Raw genomic sequence first — 20,607 nt, forward strand, 5'->3', positions numbered from 1 at the left:
GGCCGGAGGGCCCGCCGAGTATACCGTGCCGTGTCCCTCCTGTGATGCCGCTGTGCGCAACTCGCCGGTAACGCGAGGGGTCGAAGGGGGTGTGCCCGCTCAGGGCGCTTCCGTTCGACGAGAGAGTGCTTGATGAGACACCAGGCAATGGGCCGGCGACGGGGGTCGCGGAGAGCTCTGGGGCTGCTGGCGGCCGCGGGGCTGGCCGCGGTCGGCCTAGCCGGGACGGCCCAGGCCGCGGACGGCGAACCGCTGCCCGTGGCGATCACCGGCAAGGGCCGGGTCGACCTGTCCCTCCAGTCCGGCAACGGCCGGCCGACGGAGCCCCAGGTCCATCTGCACCTGAAGGCACCGGGGGAGGACAGCGACGACGGTGTCCCCACGGAGGTGTTCAGCGGCGCCTACAAGATCCGCATCGACGCCTCGAAGCTGGCCGGCGTGGCCGACGTCAAGCTGCCCTGCGACGTCGACGGACTGGTCGCGACGTGCACGGGCGACCAGCTGTTCGCCGGGGAGGCCGCCAACTCGCTCGGCGGCATCCGGCTCGATGTCGGCGACGACAGCGAGGTCGGCGACTTCGGTTCGATCACCGTCACCGGCGAGGGCGACGGGCTGGCGTTCACCCCGCTCACCATCGACGTGCTGGTGGGCGGCCCCGAGTTCGCCAACCGCAAACTGTCCCTGTCCCAGGACTTCAAGGCGGGCGACACCTACGAGGCGAACCTGGGCCTGCGCAACCGGGGCAGCATGCCCTCCGAGGGTGCCGTGCTGCGCTTCCACGGCTCCCGTGGCCTGTCCTTCCCCGACTCGTACGGCAACTGCGCCTACACCGAGACGACGACCGGCTCCCTGCTGCACCAGGGCAGCGAGGCGCTGTGCACCTTCCCCGACACCATCGGTCCGGGCGAGGCCTACGCGCTGAGCGAGCCGCTCAAGGTGAAGACCGCCGGGTTCGCCCTGAACGACATCTTCAACTACGGGTTCACGGCGGTCAGCCCGAGCGAGGCGAAGGCGCTGCGCTCCGCCAAGAGCTACCGGCAGGGCACCGGCCCGGACCTCACCCTGACGAAGGTGTCCGGCGCCGACCCCGCGGACTACACCCACTTCGCCGAGGTGGACCTGCCGCGCACCAACACCTACGACCTGCAGCTCACCGGCGCCTCGGTGAGCGGCAGGGCGGGTGAGACCGTCCAGGCGGTCGTCGGCTTCCGCAACAACGGCCCGGCCTGGATCAGCGCCCTGCGCTCCGGCGGTGAGCCGCTCGGCTTCTCGGTGCACGTCCCCGAGGGGGCGACCGTCACCCAGGCCCCGGACGCCTGCTGGAAGTCCACCCTCAACGACGGCCGGAAGGGCTACCGCTGCTGGGTGGACACCCCGCTGCTGGAGGACGCCAGGATCGACTTCCCGTTCGAGCTGCGCATCGACCGGGTCGTGCCGGACGCCAAGGCGCAGGTCGCGCTGCCCGACTGGGACAACCCCCGGGAGTCGGACCCGTCCAACGACTCCGCCTGGATCGTGCTGAACGCCACCGGCGGCTCCACCGCGGGCGGCGGCTCCACCACCGGCGGCTCCACCACCGGCGGCTCCACCACTGACGGCGGTACGCAGTCCGGTGGCTCGTCGAGCGCAGGCTCGTCGAGCGGCAGCTCGGGCGGCTCCGCGTCCGGCACCGACGGCGGCGCCGGCACCTCGGGCACGACCGCGGGCGGCACCTCCGGCGGCGACGCCGGCGCGGACGCCCACGGCGGGCTGGCCTCGACCGGCGCCGGAGGCGTGGCGCTGATCGCCGGCAGCGCGCTGCTGGCGCTGGGGCTCGGCACGGGCCTCTTCCTGTTCCTGCGCCGTCGCGAGGCGCGCACCGGCCACACCGCCTGAGCCGCGGTACCCCCGGGGCCGGTCCGCCGGTCCGCCGGTCCGCCGGTCCGCCGGTCCGTCGGACCGGCCCCGGGGCCCGCGTGCCCGGACGGGGGCCCGCGCTACGTACGGCGAAGGACCGCAGCCCCCGAGCGGCTGCGGTCCTTCGCCGTACGTACGGTGCGCGGGTCGCCTCAGAGCACCCGCACCGCGCCGGACGGCGGGTCGTACGACAGCGGCTTCTCCACGACGCCCGAGGACGGGTTCTGCGCGCCGACGAACATGCCGTCGCCGACGTACACGGCCACGTGGTAGGCGCTGCCCGCCGATCCCCAGTAGAGGATGTCGCCCGGCTGGAGACTGCTCAGCGACACCTGGGTGCCCGCGGTCGACTGCGACTGCGAGACCCGCGGCAGGTCCACGCCGACCTGCCGGAACGCGGCCTGCACCAGGCCCGAGCAGTCCCACGAGTTGGGGCCGGTGCCCCCGGAGACGTAGGCGTCCCCGAGCTGGGCCTTGACGAAGGAGATCACGGCGGCCGCGGAACCGGTCGCGGTGGAGGTGTGGGTGGCGGCGGGGGCGCTGCTCGTGGTGGCGGTGAGGGTGGGGCGCGCGGCGCTGCGGGAGGCACGCTCGGCGGCCTCCTTGCGGGCGGCCTCCTCGGCCTTCTTCTTGGCCTCCGCGGCCTTCTTCTTCGCTTCCGCCAGGTTGGCCTCGGCCTGCTTCGCCGCCTTCGCGGCTGCCGCGTCACGCTCGGCCTGCAGCTCGTAGTCCGCGGCGGCCTGCTGGGTCGCCTCCGCGGACTGCGCGACCTGAGCGGCCAGGTCGGCCGTCAGGGTGGGCAGTTCCATGGTCTGCGTCGTCTCGGACTCGGCGGCGCTCGCCGAGGCCGAGGCGCTGGCCACTGCCAGGGTGCTGAGGACGCCACCGGCAACCCCGGCCCGCATCGCGATTCTGGACGCGTTGCGGCGGGGCTTCCGGTGGCTGCGTATGTGAGCAGTGTGGGACATGGCACCAACGGGTATCAGGGGGTCCTCCATATCTTCAAGAAACGTGTGGTCCGCCACAGTTACTCAATCGCGACCCCGAATCCCAGGCGTGTTGTTCTTTATTGACGCCCTAACGGACATTGCGGACAGGGTCTGTCACGGCTTTGATCACGCACTTTCGCGATTACGCCCGAATTGCACCGCGCTTACCACTGGTCGCGTTCGGTGGCCAAGCCCGCTTCCCGGCCGCCTCCCGCGGTGTGGCGGAGGTCACGGAACGGTCACCGCGGCGGATGCGTCGCGCGCGCATCGGGGTGCGGGGGTCGCCGGATCGCCGTCCGGTCGTGGCCGGATCTCGTCGGTGGTACTTCGTGAACGTGTGCACGCGTCCACGGGCCGCCGCCCGGATCCCCCTGACGTGTGAACGCGTCCCCTATCAAGTGGGCGGGTCCAGCACCAATTTGCTTGCAGAGGAAACGTCTTGATATTGAGGCGCCCTCTCTGAGCTGGTCCGATGAGCGAAAATGTCACCTCTGGTGATCACTCGGACGCTTCCTGTGCGAAGATCACCGCTCATCCGACTTCATGATCGTTCGTCAGGTGGTGGAGATCACAAAGCTTGTGCAATACCCCGTGTCGCAGATCACAGACCTACGGGCATAGGATGCGTGGCGACTGGGCTTGTGACCTGCTTCACATGTTCTCGATCTTCGCCGGGACAAGCGGGGTTCGTGGGACTGGCGAGGCGTGAGTGAGCCCGGCCGCAACCGCCAGCAGTCAGTGCCGACTGAGAGGAGCGAGGAGCGGTGAACGCGTATGCGCCCATCCTCGTACTGGGAGCCCTCGGGGCAGGCTTTGCGATCTTCTCCGTGGTCATGGCCACGCTGATCGGTCCGAAGCGGTACAACCGCGCCAAACTCGAAGCCTACGAGTGCGGCATCGAGCCGACCCCCACGCCGGCCGGCGGCGGGCGCTTCCCCATCAAGTACTACCTGACGGCGATGCTCTTCATCGTCTTCGACATCGAGATCGTCTTCCTCTACCCCTGGGCCGTCACCTTCGACGCCCTCGGGGTTTTCGGGCTCGTGGAGATGCTGCTCTTCGTGCTCACCGTCTTCGTCGCGTACGCGTACGTCTGGCGGCGCGGCGGCCTGGAATGGGACTGAGGGGCCTTTAGACATGGGACTCGAAGAAAAACTGCCGAGCGGCTTCCTGCTGACCACCGTCGAACAGGCCGCGGGCTGGGTGCGCAAGTCGTCCGTCTTCCCCGCCACCTTCGGCCTGGCCTGCTGCGCCATCGAGATGATGACCACCGGAGCCGGGCGCTACGACCTGGCCCGGTTCGGCATGGAGGTGTTCCGGGGCTCGCCGCGCCAGGCGGATCTGATGATCGTCGCCGGCCGGGTCAGCCAGAAGATGGCGCCCGTGCTGAGGCAGGTCTACGACCAGATGCCCAACCCCAAGTGGGTCATCTCCATGGGTGTCTGCGCCTCCTCCGGCGGCATGTTCAACAACTACGCGATCGTCCAGGGCGTCGACCACGTCGTCCCGGTCGACATCTACCTGCCCGGCTGCCCGCCACGCCCCGAGATGCTGATGGACGCGATCCTCAAGCTGCACCAGAAGATCCAGAACACCAAGCTCGGCGTCAACGCCGAGGAGGCGGCCCGCGAGGCGGAGGAGGCGGCGCTCAAGGCCCTGCCCACGATCGAGATGAAGGGGCTGCTGCGGTGAGCGACGCGAACGACACCAGCGGCGCCGCCGACGGCGCCAACCCGGAGAAGGACCTCTCCGCCTCCAACCTGCCCGGCCAGCGCGGCCAGGGAGGCGAGGAGATCCGCGTCCAGCACGGAATGTTCGGCGCGAACAACGGCGGCGACACCTCCGGCTACGGCGGCCTGGTCCGCTCGGTCCGGCTCCCCGGACCGGCGAGCAGGCCCTACGGCGGCTGGTTCGACGAGGTGGCCGACGAACTCGAGGGCGCGTTGGAGGAGCAGGGCCTGCTGCCCGAGAACGCGATCGAGAAGACGGTCGTCGACCGTGACGAACTCACCCTCCACATCGAGCGCGAGCACCTCCTGCGCGTCGCCCGCACCCTGCGCGACGACCCCGCTCTGCGCTTCGAACTGTGCACCGGCGTCAGCGGCGTCCACTACCCGCACGACAAGGGCCGCGAACTGCACGCCGTCTACCACCTGCGCTCGATCACCCACAACCGGCTGATCCGGCTCGAAGTCAGCGCCCCCGACAGCGACCCGCACATCCCGTCCCTGTCCTCCGTCTACCCGACGAACGACTGGCACGAGCGTGAGACCTACGACTTCTTCGGAATCGTCTTCGACGGTCACCCGGCCCTGACCCGGATCATGATGCCGGACGACTGGCAGGGCCACCCGCAGCGCAAGGACTACCCCCTCGGCGGCATCCCCGTCGAGTACAAGGGCGCCCAGATCCCGGCTCCGGACCAGCGGAGGTCCTACTCGTGAGCAACACGCAGCCAGCGGCCGCGGCCTCGGCCGCCGCCCGCGAGACCACCGAAGGCACCGTCTACACGGTCACCGGCGGCGACTGGGACGAGGTCGTGCAGACCGCGGCCCGCGCGGACGACGAACGCATCGTCGTCAACATGGGCCCGCAACACCCCTCCACGCACGGCGTGCTGCGCCTGATCCTGGAGATCGAGGGCGAGACGGTCACCGAGGCACGCTGCGGAATCGGCTACCTCCACACCGGCATCGAGAAGAACCTCGAGTACCGGACCTGGACGCAGGGCACCACCTTCGTGACGCGGATGGACTACCTGACGTCCTTCTTCAACGAGACCGCGTACTGCATGGCCGTCGAGCGGCTCCTCGGCATCGAGGACGAGATCACCGAGCGAGCGAAGATCATCCGGGTGCTCCTGATGGAGCTGAACCGGCTCTCCTCGCACCTGGTGTGCATCGCCACCGGCGGCATGGAACTCGGCGCGACCACGGTCATGATCTACGGCTTCCGCGACCGCGAGATGATCCTCGACATCTACGAGCTCATCACGGGCCTGCGGATGAACCACGCCTACATCCGCCCCGGCGGACTCGCCCAGGACCTGCCGCCCGGCGCGGTGGACCACATCCGCGAGTTCGTGAAGAAGATGAAGAAGAACCTCCCGGAGTACGACAAGCTCGCCACCGGGAACCCCATCTTCAAGGCCCGCATGCAGGACGTCGGCTACCTCGACCTGGCCGGCTGCATGGCCCTGGGCGCCACCGGCCCCATCCTGCGGTCCACCGGCCTCCCGCACGACCTGCGCAAGGCCCAGCCGTACTGCGGCTACGAGACCTACGAGTTCGACGTGCCGACCGCCGACAGCTGCGACTCCTACGGCCGCTTCCTCATCCGCCTGGAGGAGATGCGCCAGTCGCTCAGGATCGTCGAGCAGTGCCTGGACCGGCTGGAGCCCGGACCGGTCATGGTCGCCGACAAGAAGATCGCCTGGCCCGCCCAGCTCGCCCTGGGCCCGGACGGACTGGGCAACTCCCTCGACCACATCAAGAAGATCATGGGCACCTCCATGGAGGCCCTGATCCACCACTTCAAGCTGGTCACCGAGGGCTTCCGGGTACCGCCGGGACAGGCGTACGCGGCGGTCGAGTCGCCCAAGGGCGAACTGGGCGTGCACGCGGTCTCCGACGGCGGCACCCGCCCCTACCGGGTCCACTTCCGGGATCCGTCCTTCACCAACCTGCAGGCCATGGCGGCGATGTGCGAAGGCGGCCAGGTCGCCGACGTCATCGTCGCCGTCGCGTCCATCGACCCCGTGATGGGAGGCGTCGACCGGTGACCACCCCACCCTCGGAGCGCGGCGTCAGCCTGGGCATGCCCGAGCTGCCCGCGCCCGACTACCCGGACGACGTCCGGGCCCGGCTGGAGGCCGACGCCCGCGAGATCGTCGACCGCTACCCCGACTCCCGCTCCGCGCTGCTGCCCCTGCTGCACCTGGTGCAGTCGGAGGAGGGGCACGTCACCCGCACCGGTATGCGGTTCTGCGCGGACGTGCTCGGCCTGACCACGGCCGAGGTCACCGCGGTCGCCACCTTCTACACCATGTACCGGCGCAAGCCCTCCGGCGACTACCAGGTCGGGGTCTGCACCAACACCCTGTGCGCGGTGATGGGCGGCGACGCGATCTTCGAGGAGCTCCAGGAGCACCTCGGTGTCGGCAACGGAGAGACCACCGGCGACGGCAAGGTCACCCTGGAACACATCGAGTGCAACGCCGCCTGCGACTACGCGCCGGTCGTCATGGTCAACTGGGAGTTCTTCGACAACCAGACGCCCGAGAGCGCCAAGCACCTCGTCGACGAACTCCGCGCCGGCCGGCCGGTCGACCCCACCCGCGGGGCCCGGCTGTGCACCTTCAAGGAGACCGCCCGGATCCTGGCGGGCTTCCCCGACGAACGGCCGGGCGCCGTCGAGGCGGGCGGAAGCGGTGGACCGGCGACGCTGGTCGGCCTCCGCCTCGCGAAGGGCGAGACGACGGCCGCGCGCGTCGTTCACCCGCGGGACGGCGGCCCCCACGGCGAGCGGCCGGACGGCGAGCGGTCGGACGGCGAGCGGTCGGACGGCGCCGTGCACGATCCGTCGCCCACCGAGCACCTCAGCTCGCACGACGCGCCGCAGCGCACCTCGGCCTCCGACCCGTCCCACCCGTCACCCGCCACCACCTCCGACGAGGGGACTCCGCCCCGCCCCGCCGACGCGGCAGGGCCCGATGCCGAGGAGGGGGAGTGATGACCTTGGCACCCGAGCTGAGGGACACCAGCCCCGAGAAGGTGCTCGCCCCGGTGCTGTCGGCGTTCTGGGACGAGGACAGGTCCTGGACGCTGGACGTGTACCGCAGGCACGACGGATACGAGGGCCTGCGCAAGGCCTTCGCGATGTCCCCGGACGACGTCATCGCGTACGTCAAGGAGTCCGGTCTGCGCGGGCGCGGCGGCGCGGGCTTCCCCACCGGGATGAAGTGGCAGTTCATCCCCCAGGGAGACGGCAAGCCGCACTATCTTGTTGTCAACGCCGACGAGTCGGAGCCGGGGACCTGCAAGGACATCCCGCTCCTCTTCGCGAACCCGCACAGCCTCATCGAGGGCATCGTCATCGCGTGCTACGCCATCCGGTCGTCGCACGCCTTCATCTATCTCCGCGGTGAAGTCGTCCCCGTGCTCAGGCGGTTGCACGAGGCGGTGCGCGAGGCCCACCAGGCCGGTTACCTCGGCTCCGACATCCTGGGCAGCGGACTCGACCTGGAACTCACCGTGCACGCCGGCGCCGGCGCGTACATCTGCGGTGAGGAGACCGCACTGCTGGACTCGCTCGAAGGCCGCCGCGGCCAACCGCGGCTGCGTCCCCCCTTCCCTGCCGTCGCGGGCCTCTACGCGTGCCCCACTGTGGTGAACAACGTGGAGTCCATCGCGTCGGTTCCCGCCATCATGAAGAACGGCAAGGAATGGTTCCGGACGATGGGCAGCGAGAAGTCCCCGGGCTTCACGCTCTACTCCCTGTCCGGCCACGTCGCCGCCCCCGGCCAGTACGAGGCCCCGCTCGGCGTGACCCTGCGCCAGCTCCTCGACATGAGCGGCGGGATGCGCCCCGGCCACCGGCTGAAGTTCTGGACGCCGGGCGGTTCCTCCACGCCGATGTTCACCGAGGAGCACCTCGACGTCCCGCTCGACTACGAGGGCGTCGGCGCCGCCGGTTCCATGCTCGGCACCAAGGCCCTGCAGTGCTTCGACGAGACGACCTGCGTGGTCCGCGCCGTCACCCGCTGGACCGAGTTCTACGCCCACGAGTCCTGCGGCAAGTGCACGCCCTGCCGCGAAGGGACCTACTGGATGGTGCAGCTGCTGCGGGACATCGAGGCCGGCAAGGGACGGATGTCCGACCTCGACAAGCTCGCCGACATCGCCGACAACGTCAACGGCAAGTCGTTCTGCGCCCTCGGTGACGGCTCCGCCTCACCGATCTTCTCCTCGCTGAAGTACTTCCGCGAGGAGTACGAGCAGCACATCACGGGCCACGGCTGCCCCTTCGACCCCGCCGAGTCGACGGCCTGGGCCGACCGCACGGAGGTGAACGCATGACCGTGACCGCGAGTGCCCCCTCGGGTGGAGGAGAGGCGGCGGTCCCGCCGGAGGACCTGGTCACGCTGACCATCGACGGCGCCGAGATCAGCGTGCCCAAGGGCACCCTGGTCATCCGGGCCGCCGAACAGCTCGGCATCGAGATCCCCCGGTTCTGCGACCACCCCCTGCTCGACCCGGCCGGCGCCTGCCGCCAGTGCATCGTCGAGGTGGAGGGCCAGCGCAAGCCGATGGCGTCCTGCACCATCAGCTGCACCGACGGGATGGTGGTGAAGACCCAGCTCACCTCGCCGGTCGCCGAGAAGGCCCAGCACGGTGTGATGGAGCTGCTGCTCATCAACCACCCGCTGGACTGCCCGGTCTGCGACAAGGGCGGCGAGTGCCCGCTGCAGAACCAGGCGATGTCGCACGGCAACCCCGAGTCGCGCTTCGAGGGCCGCAAGCGGACCTACGAGAAGCCGGTGCCGGTCTCCACGCAGGTGCTGCTGGACCGGGAGCGGTGCGTGCTGTGCGCCCGCTGCACCCGCTTCTCCAACCAGGTCGCCGGCGACCCGATGATCGAGCTGATCGAGCGGGGAGCGCTCCAGCAGGTCGGCACCGGGGAGGGCGACCCCTTCGAGTCGTACTTCTCCGGCAACACCATCCAGATCTGCCCGGTCGGCGCGCTCACCTCGGCCGCCTACCGCTTCCGCTCCCGCCCCTTCGACCTGGTGTCCTCCCCCTCGGTGTGCGAGCACTGCTCGGGCGGCTGCGCGACCCGCACCGACCACCGGCGAGGCAAGGTCATGCGGCGGCTCGCCGCCGACGACCCCGAGGTCAACGAGGAGTGGATCTGCGACAAGGGGAGGTTCGCCTTCCGGTACGCCCAGCAGCGGGACCGGCTCGAGACCCCGCTGGTCCGCAACGCCGAGGGCGAGCTGACTCCGGCCTCCTGGCCGGAGGCGCTGCAGATCGCCGCGCAGGGCCTGCTCGCCTCGCGGGGCCGCACCGGCGTCCTGACCGGGGGCCGGCTCACCGTCGAGGACGCCTACGCGTACAGCAAGTTCGCGCGGGTGGCGCTCGACACCAACGACATCGACTTCCGTGCCCGGGTGCACAGCGGCGAGGAGGCCGACTTCCTCGCCGCCCGGATCGCCGGCCGCGGCCGCGACCTGGACGGCACCGGCGCCACCTACACCGCCGTGGAGAGGGCGCCCGCCGTCCTGCTCGTCGGCTTCGAGTCCGAGGAGGAGGCCCCCGGCGTCTTCCTGCGGCTGCGCAAGGCCTGGCGCAAGCACGGGCAGAAGCTGTTCGCGCTGGCCACGCACGCCACCCGGGGCCTGGAGAAGGCGGGCGGCACCCTGCTGCCGGCCGCGCCGGGCACCGAGACCGAGTGGCTGGACGCCCTGGCCAGCGGTGTCGGCCTGGAGGAGTCCGGTGCCCAGGCCGCCCAGGCGCTGCGCACCGAGGGCGCGGTGATCATCGTGGGCGAGCGGCTGGCCGGGGTGGCCGGCGGGCTCACCGCCGCGGTGCGGGCCGCCTCCGCCACCGGCGCCCGGCTCGCCTGGATCCCCCGCCGGGCCGGGGAGCGCGGCGCGGTCGAGGCGGGTGCGTTGCCATCGCTGCTGCCGGGCGGCCGTCCGGCCACCGACCCGCGGGCGCGCGAGGAGGTCGCCGCCGCCTGGGGCGTCGCCGAACTGCCGCACCGCTACGGCCGCGACACCGGCCAGATCGTCGAGGCCGCCGTCAGCGGGGAGCTGCAGGCCCTGGTGGTCGCGGGCGTGGAGGTCGCCGACCTGCCCGACCCGGCCCGCGCCCGGGAGGCGCTGGCCGAGGTCGGTTTCCTCGTCTCGCTGGAACTGCGGCCGGGCGAGGTCACCGAGCACGCCGACGTGGTGCTGCCGGTCGCGGCGGTCGTCGAGAAAGCCGGAACGTTCCTCAACTGGGAGGGACGGGTACGCCTCTTCGACGCCGCGTTGAAGCCCGACCAGATGACCCGCGCGCTGCCGCCCACGGACGCGCGCGTGCTGCAGATGGTGGCCGACGCGATGGACGTCCACCTGGGCCTGCCCGACCTGCGGACCGCGCGCTCCGAGATCGACAGGCTGGGAGCCTGGCACGGTCCGCGTGCCGGCGAGCCGCTGGAGAGCGCGGTCGGACTGCCCCGTCCCGCCGCCGGGGAGGCCGTCCTCGCCGGGCACCGGCTGCTGCTCGACCACGGCGCCCTGCAGGACGGCGACGAGGCGCTCGCCGGGACCCGGCACGCGGCACGCGCGCGGGTGTCGGCCGCGACGGCCGCCGAAGCCGGCGTCGAGGACGGCGGGTCGCTCGTGGTGACCGGTCCCGCCGGGTCCGTGGAGCTGCCGCTCCAGATCACCGACATGCCCGACCGGGTGGTGTGGCTGCCGCTGAACTCCACCGGCTCCGGCGTCGCCTCCGACGCCGGTGCGCAGCCCGGGTCCCTAGTCCGTATCGGCCCGGCGGCCGCCGCCGACGACGCCCCCCAGGAGGTGGAGGCATGAGCCCGTACCTCGCCGCTGAAGACCTCTCGATGTTCGGCCGCGACCCGTGGTGGCTGGTCGTCGTCAAGGCGGTGTTCTGCTTCGCCTTCCTGATGGTGACCGTGCTGTTCTCCATCGTGTGGGAGCGCAAGGTCGTCGCCTGGATGCAGCGCCGGATCGGCCCCAACCGGCACGGGCCCTGGGGCATGCTCCAGTCGCTCGCCGACGGCGTGAAACTGATGCTGAAGGAAGACCTCGTCGTCAGGCGCGCGGACCGGGTGGTGTACGTCCTGGCACCGATCGTCGCCGCGATCCCGGCCTTCATGGCGATCGCGGTGATCCCCTTCGGCCCGGCCGGCAACGAGATCTCGATCTTCGGCCAGCGCACCACGATGCAGCTCACCGACCTGCCGATCGCGATGCTCTACATCCTCGCGGTCGCCTCGGTCGGCATCTACGGCATCGTGCTGGCCGGCTGGAGCTCCGGATCGACCTACCCGCTGCTGGGCGGACTGCGCTCCTGCGCCCAGATGATCTCCTACGAGATCGCCATGGGCGCCGCCTTCGCCTCGGTGTTCCTCTACTCCGGTTCGATGTCGACCTCGACGATCGTCGAGCAGCAGCAGGACCGCTGGTACGTCGTCCTGCTGCCGGTCTCCTTCGTGCTCTACATCGTCACGATGGTCGGCGAGACCAACCGCGCCCCGTTCGACATGCCGGAGTCCGAGGGCGACCTGGTGGGCGGCTTCAACACGGAGTACTCGTCGATCAAGTTTGCGATGTTCATGCTCGCCGAGTACGTCAACATGGTGACGGTGTCGGCCGTGTCGGCCACCCTCTTCCTGGGCGGCTGGCGGGCGCCCTGGCCGGTCAGCACCTTCTGGGAGGGCGCCAACCACGGCTGGTGGCCGATGCTCTGGTTCACCGTCAAGGTGCAGCTGCTGCTGTTCTTCTTCATCTGGCTGCGCGGCACGCTGCCCCGGGTCCGCTACGACCAGCTGATGAAGCTGGGCTGGAAGGTCCTCATCCCGGTCTCGGTGACCTGGCTGATGCTCGTCGCGACGGTCCGCACGCTGCGGAACGAGAACTACGACTTCACCGACATCCTCCTGTACGTGGGTGGCGGGGTCCTCGTCCTGCTGCTGCTGTCCTTCGTCGCCGACATGTTCCGGCACGGAGCGAAGGAGAGCCGACAGCCCGCCGCGGAACCCGCCGCGTTCGACCCGATGGCCGGCGGGTTCCCCGTGCCCCCGCTGCCCGGACAGGAGTTGCCGCCGGTGCCGCGACGCCGCCCCCGCCGCGAGGGCGACCTCGTTGTCAGTGGCGGACCCGATACTCAGAGTGACGGATCTCTGGACGGAAAGGAGGCGTCCGATGGCTGAGGAACCCAAGGGGACAGACCCCGGTTTCCAGAACCCGGTGGCCGGCTTCGGCGTGACCTTCAAGGCCATGTTCAAGAAGCGGCTCACGGAGCAGTACCCGGAGCAGAAGAAGACCACGGCTCCGCGGTTCCACGGGCGGCACCAGCTCAACCGCCATCCGGACGGTCTGGAGAAGTGCGTCGGCTGCGAGCTGTGCGCCTGGGCGTGCCCCGCCGACGCCATCTACGTGGAAGGCGCCGACAACACCGACGAGGAGCGCTACTCCCCGGGTGAGCGGTACGGCCGCGTCTACCAGATCAACTACGCGCGCTGCATCCTGTGCGGACTGTGCATCGAGGCGTGCCCCACCCGGGCGCTGACCATGACCAACGAGTTCGAGCTGGCGGACTCCAGCCGCGCCGACCTCATCTACACCAAGGAGCAGCTGCTCGCCGGGCTGGAGGAGGGCATGGTCGACTCGCCGCACGCCATCTACCCCGGCATGGACGAGCAGGACTACTACCGCGGACTCGTCACCGAGGCTGCGCCCGGCACCGAACGCCAGGTCGCCCTCTCCAAGGGCGAGGTCCCGCCGGAGGCGGCGGCCGCGTCCGGCGGCGACGAGGCGGCGTCCGGGAAGGTGGTCGGCCGATGAGCCCGATGCTCGCCGCCTACTCCACCTCCACCGGAGAGGCCTTCCAGTTCTGGGTCCTCGGCACGGTCGCGGTACTCGGGGCCCTGGGCACCGTCTTCCTGCGCAGGGCCGTGCACAGCGCCCTCTGCCTGGCCGGCACCATGATCGTCCTTGCGGTGTTCTACCTCGCCAACGGCGCCTACTTCCTGGGCATCGTGCAGATCGTCGTCTACACCGGCGCCATCATGATGCTGTTCCTGTTCGTGGTGATGCTCGTCGGCGTCACCGCGGCGGACTCGCTGAAGGAGACCATCAGGGGCCAGCGCTGGCTGGCCCTGCTGTGCGGGCTCGGCTTCGGCGTCCTGCTGCTCGGCGGGATCGCCAACGCCTCGCTGAAGGAGTTCGCCGGCACCGGCCGGGCGAACGCGGGCGGCAACGTGCAGGGGCTGGCGTCCCTGATCTTCACCAAGTACGTCTTCGCCTTCGAGATCACCGGCGCGCTGCTGATCACCGCCGCGGTCGGCGCCATGGTGCTCACCCACCGCGAGCGCACCGAGCGCGCCAGGACCCAGCGCGAGCTGGCCGAGCAGCGGGTCCGGGAGGGCAAGCACGTACCGCCGCTGCCGGCCCCCGGCGTGTACGCCCGGCACAACGCGGTCGACGTCGCGGGCCTGCTGCCCGACGGCACCCCGTCCGAGCTGACCGTCAGCAAGACGCTGCGCGAGCGGGGCCAGATCCGTGACGTGTCCACCGAGGCGCTCAACGACCTGCGCGCCCTGGAGCAGCGCGCGGAGGAGCGCCTGGAGCGGACCGAGATCGAGCCGACGACCTTCAAGCGGACCGAGGAGGCGTCGAAGTGAACCCGGTCAACTACCTGTATCTCGCGGCGCTGCTGTTCACGATCGGCGCCACCGGTGTGCTGATCCGGCGCAACGCCATCGTGCTGTTCATGTGCATCGAGCTGATGCTGAACGCCTGCAACCTCGCGTTCGTCACCTTCTCCCGGATGCACGGCAACCTCGACGGCCAGATCATCGCGTTCTTCACGATGGTCGTCGCGGCGGCGGAGGTCGTGGTCGGGCTCGCGATCATCGTGTCGCTGTTCCGCTCCCGCCACTCGGCCTCGGTCGACGACGCCAGCCTGATGAAGCTGTAAGGGGTCGGAAGAATCGTGGAGAACCTGATCGCGCTGCTCATCGCGGCGCCCCTGCTCGGAGCGGCCGTCCTGCTGGTCGGCGGACGGCGCCTGGACGCCGTCGGCCACTGGCTCGGCACCCTCCTGTCGGCCGTTTCCTTCGTGCTCGGCCTCGTCCTCTTCTCCGACCTGCTGGGCAGGGAGGCGGAGCAGCGGACGCTGACCCAGCACCTGTTCAGCTGGATCCCGGTGGAGGGCTTCCAGGCGGACGTCACCTTCCGCCTGGACCAGTTGTCGATGACGTTCGTCCTGCTGATCACCGGGGTCGGCTCGCTGATCCACCTGTACTCGGTCGGCTACATGGAGCACGACGAGCGGCGCCGCCGCTTCTTCGGCTACCTCAACCTGTTCCTCGCAGCGATGCTGCTGCTCGTCCTCGCCGACAACTACCTGCTGCTGTACGTCGGCTGGGAGGGCGTCGGTCTCGCCTCCTACCTGCTGATCGGCTTCTGGCAGCACAAGCCCAGCGCGGCCACCGCCGCGAAGAAGGCCTTCCTGGTCAACCGCGTCGGCGACGTGGGCCTGTCGATCGCCGTCATGCTGATGTTCACCACCTTCGGGACCTTCGCCTTCGGCCCGCTCCTGGGCACCCAGGCCGAGCCCGGACTGGCCGGGGACGCCACCGAGGGCAAGCTCACCGCCATCGCGTTGATGCTGCTGCTCGCCGCCTGCGGCAAGTCCGCCCAGGTGCCGCTGCAGTCCTGGCTCGGGGACGCGATGGAGGGCCCGACCCCGGTCTCGGCCCTGATCCACGCGGCGACGATGGTCACCGCGGGCGTCTACCTGATCGTCCGCTCCGCGGCGATCTTCAACGGGGCGCCGGACGCGCAACTGGTGGTCACGGTGGTCGGCGCGGTCACGCTGATCTTCGGTGCGATCGTCGGTTGCGCGAAGGACGACATCAAGAAGGCGCTGGCCGGTTCGACGATGTCGCAGATCGGCTACATGGTGCTGGCCGCGGGCCTCGGCCCGATCGGCTACGTCTTCGCGATCATGCACCTGGTGACGCACGGCTTCTTCAAGGCCGGCCTCTTCCTCGGCGCCGGCTCCGTCATGCACGGTATGAACGACGAGGTCGACATGCGCCGCTACGGCGGCCTGCGCAAGTACATGCCGATCACCTTCGTCACCTTCGGCCTCGGCTACCTCGCCATCATCGGCTTCCCGGGACTGTCCGGCTTCTTCTCCAAGGACAAGATCATCGAGGCGGCCTTCGCCAAGGGCGGTGCCGAGGGCTGGATCCTCGGCGGCGCGGCCCTCATCGGCGCGGCCCTCACCGCGTACTACATGACGCGCGTGATGCTGATGACGTTCTTCGGCGAGGAGCGCTGGCGGCACGGCAGGACGCCGTCCCCGGCCGGGCCCGACGTGGAGCCGGCCGCCGGGACCGGCGGGGCGCACGCCGAACCGCACCCGCACGAGTCCCCCAGGGTCATGACGATCCCGATGATGCTGCTGGCCGTCGGTTCGCTCGGCGCCGGTGCCTTCTTCAACTACGGCGGCTTCGTGGACTGGCTGGAGCCGATCACCGGTCACACCGAGGGCGACTCCCCGCTCGGCGCCGGAGCGATCACCGGCGTGACCATGGTCTGCCTGGTCATCGGTGTCGCCGTCGCCTGGGCGCAGTACGGACGCCGGCCGGTCCCGGCCGTCGCCCCGCGCGGATCGCTCCTCACCCGGGCCGCCCGGCGCGACCTGCTGCAGGACGACTTCAACCACGTCGTCCTGGTGCGCGGTGGTGAGCACCTCACGCGCTCCCTGGTCTACGTCGACCACACCCTGGTGGACGGCGTCGTCAACGGCACGGCGGCCTCGGTCGGCGGCCTGTCCGGACGGCTGCGCAGGCTGCAGAACGGCTTCGCGCGGTCGTACGCGGTCTCGATGTTCGGCGGTGCGGCAGTCCTCGTTGCCGCGACCCTGCTGATGAGGGCGGTCTGATACCGATGTCCTTTCCCCTGTTGACAGCGACGGCGGCGCTTCCGGCCATCGGTGCGGTCGCCACGGCCGCAGTCCCGGCCGCGCGGCGCACCGCGGCCAAATGGCTGGCGCTGCTGTTCTCGCTCGCCACGCTCGTGCTGGCCGCGGTGGTCGCGGTCCGCTTCGACCCGGCGGGCGGCCGCTACCAGCTCACCGAGTCCCATGCCTGGATCGCGGACTTCGGCGTCCGGTACGAACTGGGCGTGGACGGCATCGCGGTGGTGCTCGTCGCGCTTACCGCCCTGCTGATCCCGTTCATCGTCCTCGCGGGCTGGCACGACGCCGACCCGCTGGAGACCGGAAGCCGCCGCTGGCGCCCGACGCAGGGCTTCTTCGCCCTGATCCTTGCGGTCGAGGCGATGGTGATCCTCTCCTTCGAGGCCACCGACGTCTTCCTGTTCTACATCTTCTTCGAGGCCATGCTCATCCCGATGTACTTCCTCATCGGCGGCTTCGGGGACCGTGCCCACGAGCACGGCGAGGAGGCGGCGTCCACCCAGCGGTCCTACGCGGCGGTGAAGTTCCTCCTCTACAACCTGGTCGGCGGGCTGATCATGCTGGCCGCGGTGATCGGGCTGTACGTGGTCGCGGGGAACTTCAGCCTCCAGGAGATCGCCCAGGCCCGTGCGAGCGGTTCCCTGCACATGGCCACCGGCACCGAGCGCTGGCTGTTCCTCGGCTTCTTCTTCGCCTTCGCGGTCAAGGCGCCGCTGTGGCCGCTGCACACCTGGCTGCCCAACGCCATGCAGGAGTCCACCGCCCCGGTCGCCGTCCTGATCACGGCGGTCGTCGACAAGGTGGGCACCTTCGCGATGCTGCGCTTCTGCCTCCAGCTCTTCCCGGAGGCGAGCAAGTGGGCCACCCCGGTCATCCTGGTGCTGGCGCTCATCAGCATCGTCTACGGAGCGCTGCTCGCGGTGGGCCAGCGCGACATCAAGCGGCTGGTGGCCTACGCGTCGATCTCCCACTTCGGCTTCATCATCCTGGGCATCTTCGCGATGACCAGCCAGGGCCAGTCCGGCGCGACGCTCTACATGGTCAACCACGGCATCTCGACGGCGGCGCTGATGCTGGTCGCGGGCTTCCTGATCTCGCGGCGCGGCTCGAGGCTCATCGCCGACTACGGCGGCGTCCAGAAGGTCGCGCCGGTGCTCGCCGGCACCTTCCTGATCGGCGGTCTGGCGACCCTGTCGCTGCCCGGACTGGCGCCGTTCGTCAGCGAGTTCCTGGTCCTGGTCGGCGCGTTCACGCGCTACCCGGCCGTCGGTGTCGTGGCCACCCTCGGCATCGTGCTCGCCGCGCTCTACACCCTCGTCCTCTACCAGAGGACGATGACCGGCCCGGTGAAGCCGGAGGTGTCCGCGATGCCGGACCTCAGGGTCCGGGAGCTTGTCGTGGTCGCCCCGCTGATCGTCCTGCTGGTCTTCCTGGGGGTCTACCCGAAGCCGGTCACGGACATCGTCAATCCGGCGGTCAAGCAGACCATGTCCGACGTACACAAGACGGATCCTCAGCCCGAGGTGGAGGCGGCCAAGTGAGCGCAACAGCCGTCCACAGCCTGTGGACAACCGCGGCAGCGGCGGCCGACCCGATCTCGAAGATCGACGCGCCGAAGATCGAATACGGGCAGTTGTCGCCCACCCTGATCGTCATCGGCGCGGCGGTCGTCGGGGTGCTGGTCGAGGCGTTCGTCCCGCGCAAGTCCCGATACCACGCCCAGCTCTTCCTGTCCGTCGTCGCGCTCGCCGCCGCGTTCGCCGCGGTGGTCGCGCTCGCGGCCGACGGGTACGGCACCACCGGAGCCCGCATCGCCGCGATGGGCGCCATCGCCGTCGACGGTCCGGCACTGTTCCTGCAGGGCACCATCCTGCTGGCGTCTCTGGTCGGCCTGTTCACCTTCGCGGAACGGCGCCTCGATCCCGAGGCGCACGGCAACCTGGTCGACTCCTTCGCCGCGCAGGCCGCCGCCGTCCCGGGCAGCGACACCGAGAAGGCGGCCGTCAAGGCCGGGTTCACCACCACCGAGGTGTTCCCGCTGCTGCTGTTCGCGGTCGCCGGAATGCTGGTCTTCCCCTCGGCGAACGACCTGCTGACGCTGTTCATCGCGCTGGAGGTCTTCTCGCTGCCGCTCTACCTGCTGTGCGCCCTGGCCCGCCGCAAGCGGCTGATGTCGCAGGAGGCGGCCGTCAAGTACTTCCTGCTGGGCGCGTTCGCCTCCGCGTTCACCCTGTTCGGCATCGCGCTGCTGTACGGCTACGCGGGCTCGGTGTCGTACGGGACCATCGCGCAGGTCGTCGACGGACGGGTCACCACCGTGGATCCGGCGCTGGCGAACACCATGGGCAACGACGCCCTGCTGCTGGTCGGCGCGGCGATGGTGGTGATGGGGCTGCTGTTCAAGGTGGGCGCGGTCCCGTTCCACATGTGGACGCCGGACGTCTACCAGGGTGCCCCGACGCCGGTCACCGGCTTCATGGCGGCGGCGACGAAGGTGGCGGCCTTCGGCGCCCTGCTGCGACTGCTGTACGTCGTGCTGCCCGGCATGCGCTGGGACTGGCGGCCGGTCATGTGGGGCGTCGCGATCGTCACCATGCTGGGCGGAGCGATCGTCGCGATCACCCAGACCGACATCAAGCGGCTGCTGGCGTACTCGTCCATCGCGCACGCCGGGTTCATCCTCGCGGGCGTCATCGCCACCACGCCGGACGGCGTCTCCTCGGTCCTCTTCTACCTGGCCGCGTACTCCTTCGTGACCATCGGCGCCTTCGCCGTGGTCACCCTGGTGCGCGACGCGGGCGGCGAGGCGACCCACCTGTCCAAGTGGGCCGGTCTCGGGCGGCGTTCCCCGCTGGTCGCGGCCGTGTTCGCGGTGTTCCTGCTGGCCTTCGCGGGCATTCCGCTGACCTCCGGGTTCGCCGGGAAGTTCGCCGTCTTCAAGGCGGCGGCGGAGGGTGGTGCGGCCCCGCTGGTCGTCATCGGTGTGATCTCGTCGGCGGTCGCGGCGTTCTTCTACATCCGCGTCATCGTGCTGATGTTCTTCAGCCAGCCGCGCCCCGGGGGCCCGACGGTCGCGGTGCCGTCACCGCTGACCATGACGGCCATCGGGGTCGGCGTGGCGGTCACCCTGGTCCTGGGTGTGGCACCGCAGTACTTCCTGGACCTGGCCGGCCAGGCGGGAGTGTTCGTGCGCTGATCCACGGTGCCGCAGGGCACCCGCACGCAGACGCCGCGGACCCGGCGCCCCGGAGCAGAGGGGGCCGGGTCCGCGGCGTCTGCGTGCGGCCCGCGTGGAGGCCGTGTTCAGAACAACGAGTCGAACAGCTCGCCCAGGCTCCCCAGCCTGGGCAGACCGGCCGGCCCGTCCCCTTTCGCGAGCCTCCTCAGGCCGCCGAGGCCGCTGAACTCGCCCAGGGCGCTCAGGCTTCTCACGCCGGCGAGGGCGGTCAGGTCGTCGAGGCTGTCGACACCCGCGAGGCTGTCGAGCTCGACCGGACCGTCGGGCCCTTCCGGTTCGCCGGGGGCCCGGAGACCGTCCGGCCCGTCCGGGGTGGACGATGCGGCTCCGGCGGCCGACGCGGACGCGGCCGACGCGGCGGACACCGGGGAGTCCGGCGCGGGAGCCGCGCGTGAGGCGGCGGGGGACTCCCGGGCGTACCGAGCGGTCGCCGCGCGGTCCTTCGCGAGGACGCTCCGGGAGGGCGGACCCGGGGCGGTGGGGTGCGCCGGAGCGGTGGTCGCACAGAGGACGGCCGCAGCCAGAGCGGCGGCAGCCCTGAGAGGCCGAGGGGACATCCGGGCTCCTTGGGGCGGGGGCGGCCGCTCGGGGCGGCGGCTCCGGGTACGTGCGGGTGGTCGCGGGGGCACCGGCAGGTGCGGGGACAGCGGCGGTGGGGGGGCGAGGACGGCGGGGGGCGGGGACGGCGGGGGCGAGGACGGCGTAGAGCGGGGACGGCGGGGGATGAGGAGGACGGCGGCGGGACACCGGCAGGGGGAGCACG

The 20,607-nt window shown here is 70.6% G+C and carries 17 protein-coding genes; 15 read left to right on the forward strand and 2 right to left on the reverse strand.

What is annotated here, in order from left to right; translation table 11 throughout:
• Positions 1-132: 132 nt before the first annotated feature.
• Positions 133-1,875, forward strand: a complete 1,743-nt coding sequence (locus ACL02U_RS05830; RefSeq protein ID WP_412789554.1) for a hypothetical protein — start codon at positions 133-135, stop codon at positions 1,873-1,875.
• A 173-nt stretch (positions 1,876-2,048) separates the two neighbouring features.
• Here ACL02U_RS05830 and ACL02U_RS05835 read toward each other — a convergent pair whose 3' ends face one another.
• Positions 2,049-2,864: a C40 family peptidase gene (locus ACL02U_RS05835; protein ID WP_412789555.1), complete on the reverse strand. Its 816-nt coding sequence runs from the start codon at positions 2,862-2,864 to the stop codon at positions 2,049-2,051.
• 785 nt (positions 2,865-3,649) lie between these two features.
• On the opposite strand from ACL02U_RS05835, the gene ACL02U_RS05840 reads away from it, so the two are divergent.
• From ACL02U_RS05840 to nuoN, 14 genes are read left to right on the forward strand one after another with little or no spacing between them, the layout of a single operon-like run.
• The gene (locus ACL02U_RS05840; RefSeq protein ID WP_007383963.1) at positions 3,650-4,009 is read left to right on the forward strand and encodes an NADH-quinone oxidoreductase subunit A; all 360 of its coding nucleotides are present in this window, start codon (positions 3,650-3,652) and stop codon (positions 4,007-4,009) included.
• Between the two features lie 13 nt (positions 4,010-4,022).
• Positions 4,023-4,577 carry a NuoB/complex I 20 kDa subunit family protein gene (locus ACL02U_RS05845; protein WP_412789556.1) on the forward strand — a complete coding sequence of 185 codons (555 nt, stop codon included), beginning with the start codon at positions 4,023-4,025 and terminating at the stop codon, positions 4,575-4,577.
• Entirely contained in the window at positions 4,574-5,329 is a 756-nt protein-coding gene (locus ACL02U_RS05850; protein ID WP_412789557.1) for an NADH-quinone oxidoreductase subunit C, read from the forward strand. Before ACL02U_RS05845 ends, ACL02U_RS05850 begins: the two co-directional genes overlap by 4 nt.
• Positions 5,326-6,666, forward strand: a complete 1,341-nt coding sequence (locus ACL02U_RS05855; protein WP_412789558.1) for an NADH-quinone oxidoreductase subunit D — start codon at positions 5,326-5,328, stop codon at positions 6,664-6,666. The genes ACL02U_RS05850 and ACL02U_RS05855 overlap by 4 nt, the downstream gene beginning before the upstream one ends.
• Positions 6,663-7,616, forward strand: a complete 954-nt coding sequence (nuoE, locus tag ACL02U_RS05860; RefSeq protein ID WP_412789559.1) for an NADH-quinone oxidoreductase subunit NuoE — start codon at positions 6,663-6,665, stop codon at positions 7,614-7,616. The genes ACL02U_RS05855 and nuoE overlap by 4 nt, the downstream gene beginning before the upstream one ends.
• Complete coding sequence (nuoF, locus tag ACL02U_RS05865) at positions 7,613-8,962, forward strand: NADH-quinone oxidoreductase subunit NuoF (RefSeq protein ID WP_412789560.1); 1,350 nt, start codon at positions 7,613-7,615, stop codon at positions 8,960-8,962. Before nuoE ends, nuoF begins: the two co-directional genes overlap by 4 nt.
• Entirely contained in the window at positions 8,959-11,463 is a 2,505-nt protein-coding gene (locus ACL02U_RS05870) for an NADH-quinone oxidoreductase subunit G (RefSeq protein WP_412789561.1), read from the forward strand. The genes nuoF and ACL02U_RS05870 overlap by 4 nt, the downstream gene beginning before the upstream one ends.
• Positions 11,460-12,824, forward strand: coding sequence for an NADH-quinone oxidoreductase subunit NuoH (gene nuoH, locus ACL02U_RS05875; RefSeq protein ID WP_412789562.1), 1,365 nt, complete (start codon positions 11,460-11,462; stop codon positions 12,822-12,824). Before ACL02U_RS05870 ends, nuoH begins: the two co-directional genes overlap by 4 nt.
• Positions 12,817-13,458 carry an NADH-quinone oxidoreductase subunit NuoI gene (gene nuoI / locus ACL02U_RS05880; protein ID WP_412789563.1) on the forward strand — a complete coding sequence of 214 codons (642 nt, stop codon included), beginning with the start codon at positions 12,817-12,819 and terminating at the stop codon, positions 13,456-13,458. The genes nuoH and nuoI overlap by 8 nt, the downstream gene beginning before the upstream one ends.
• Complete coding sequence (locus tag ACL02U_RS05885; protein ID WP_412789564.1) at positions 13,455-14,297, forward strand: NADH-quinone oxidoreductase subunit J; 843 nt, start codon at positions 13,455-13,457, stop codon at positions 14,295-14,297. The genes nuoI and ACL02U_RS05885 overlap by 4 nt, the downstream gene beginning before the upstream one ends.
• Positions 14,294-14,593, forward strand: coding sequence for an NADH-quinone oxidoreductase subunit NuoK (gene nuoK, locus ACL02U_RS05890; protein ID WP_006138880.1), 300 nt, complete (start codon positions 14,294-14,296; stop codon positions 14,591-14,593). Before ACL02U_RS05885 ends, nuoK begins: the two co-directional genes overlap by 4 nt.
• Before the next feature lie 15 nt (positions 14,594-14,608).
• Positions 14,609-16,570 (forward strand): NADH-quinone oxidoreductase subunit L, encoded by a 1,962-nt coding sequence (gene nuoL, locus ACL02U_RS05895; RefSeq protein ID WP_412789565.1) that lies wholly within the window; start codon positions 14,609-14,611, stop codon positions 16,568-16,570.
• Between the two features lie 5 nt (positions 16,571-16,575).
• Complete coding sequence (locus ACL02U_RS05900) at positions 16,576-18,147, forward strand: NADH-quinone oxidoreductase subunit M (protein ID WP_412789566.1); 1,572 nt, start codon at positions 16,576-16,578, stop codon at positions 18,145-18,147.
• Positions 18,144-19,802 (forward strand): NADH-quinone oxidoreductase subunit NuoN, encoded by a 1,659-nt coding sequence (gene nuoN, locus ACL02U_RS05905; protein ID WP_412789567.1) that lies wholly within the window; start codon positions 18,144-18,146, stop codon positions 19,800-19,802. The genes ACL02U_RS05900 and nuoN overlap by 4 nt, the downstream gene beginning before the upstream one ends.
• 107 nt (positions 19,803-19,909) lie before the next feature.
• Here nuoN and ACL02U_RS05910 read toward each other — a convergent pair whose 3' ends face one another.
• A complete protein-coding gene (locus tag ACL02U_RS05910) occupies positions 19,910-20,401 on the reverse strand; it encodes a hypothetical protein (protein ID WP_412789568.1) in 492 nt (163 codons plus the stop codon).
• Positions 20,402-20,607: the final 206 nt, after the last annotated feature.

The organism is Streptomyces sp. MS06 (assembly GCF_047200655.1).
In the GTDB taxonomy this organism is placed as follows: domain Bacteria; phylum Actinomycetota; class Actinomycetes; order Streptomycetales; family Streptomycetaceae; genus Streptomyces.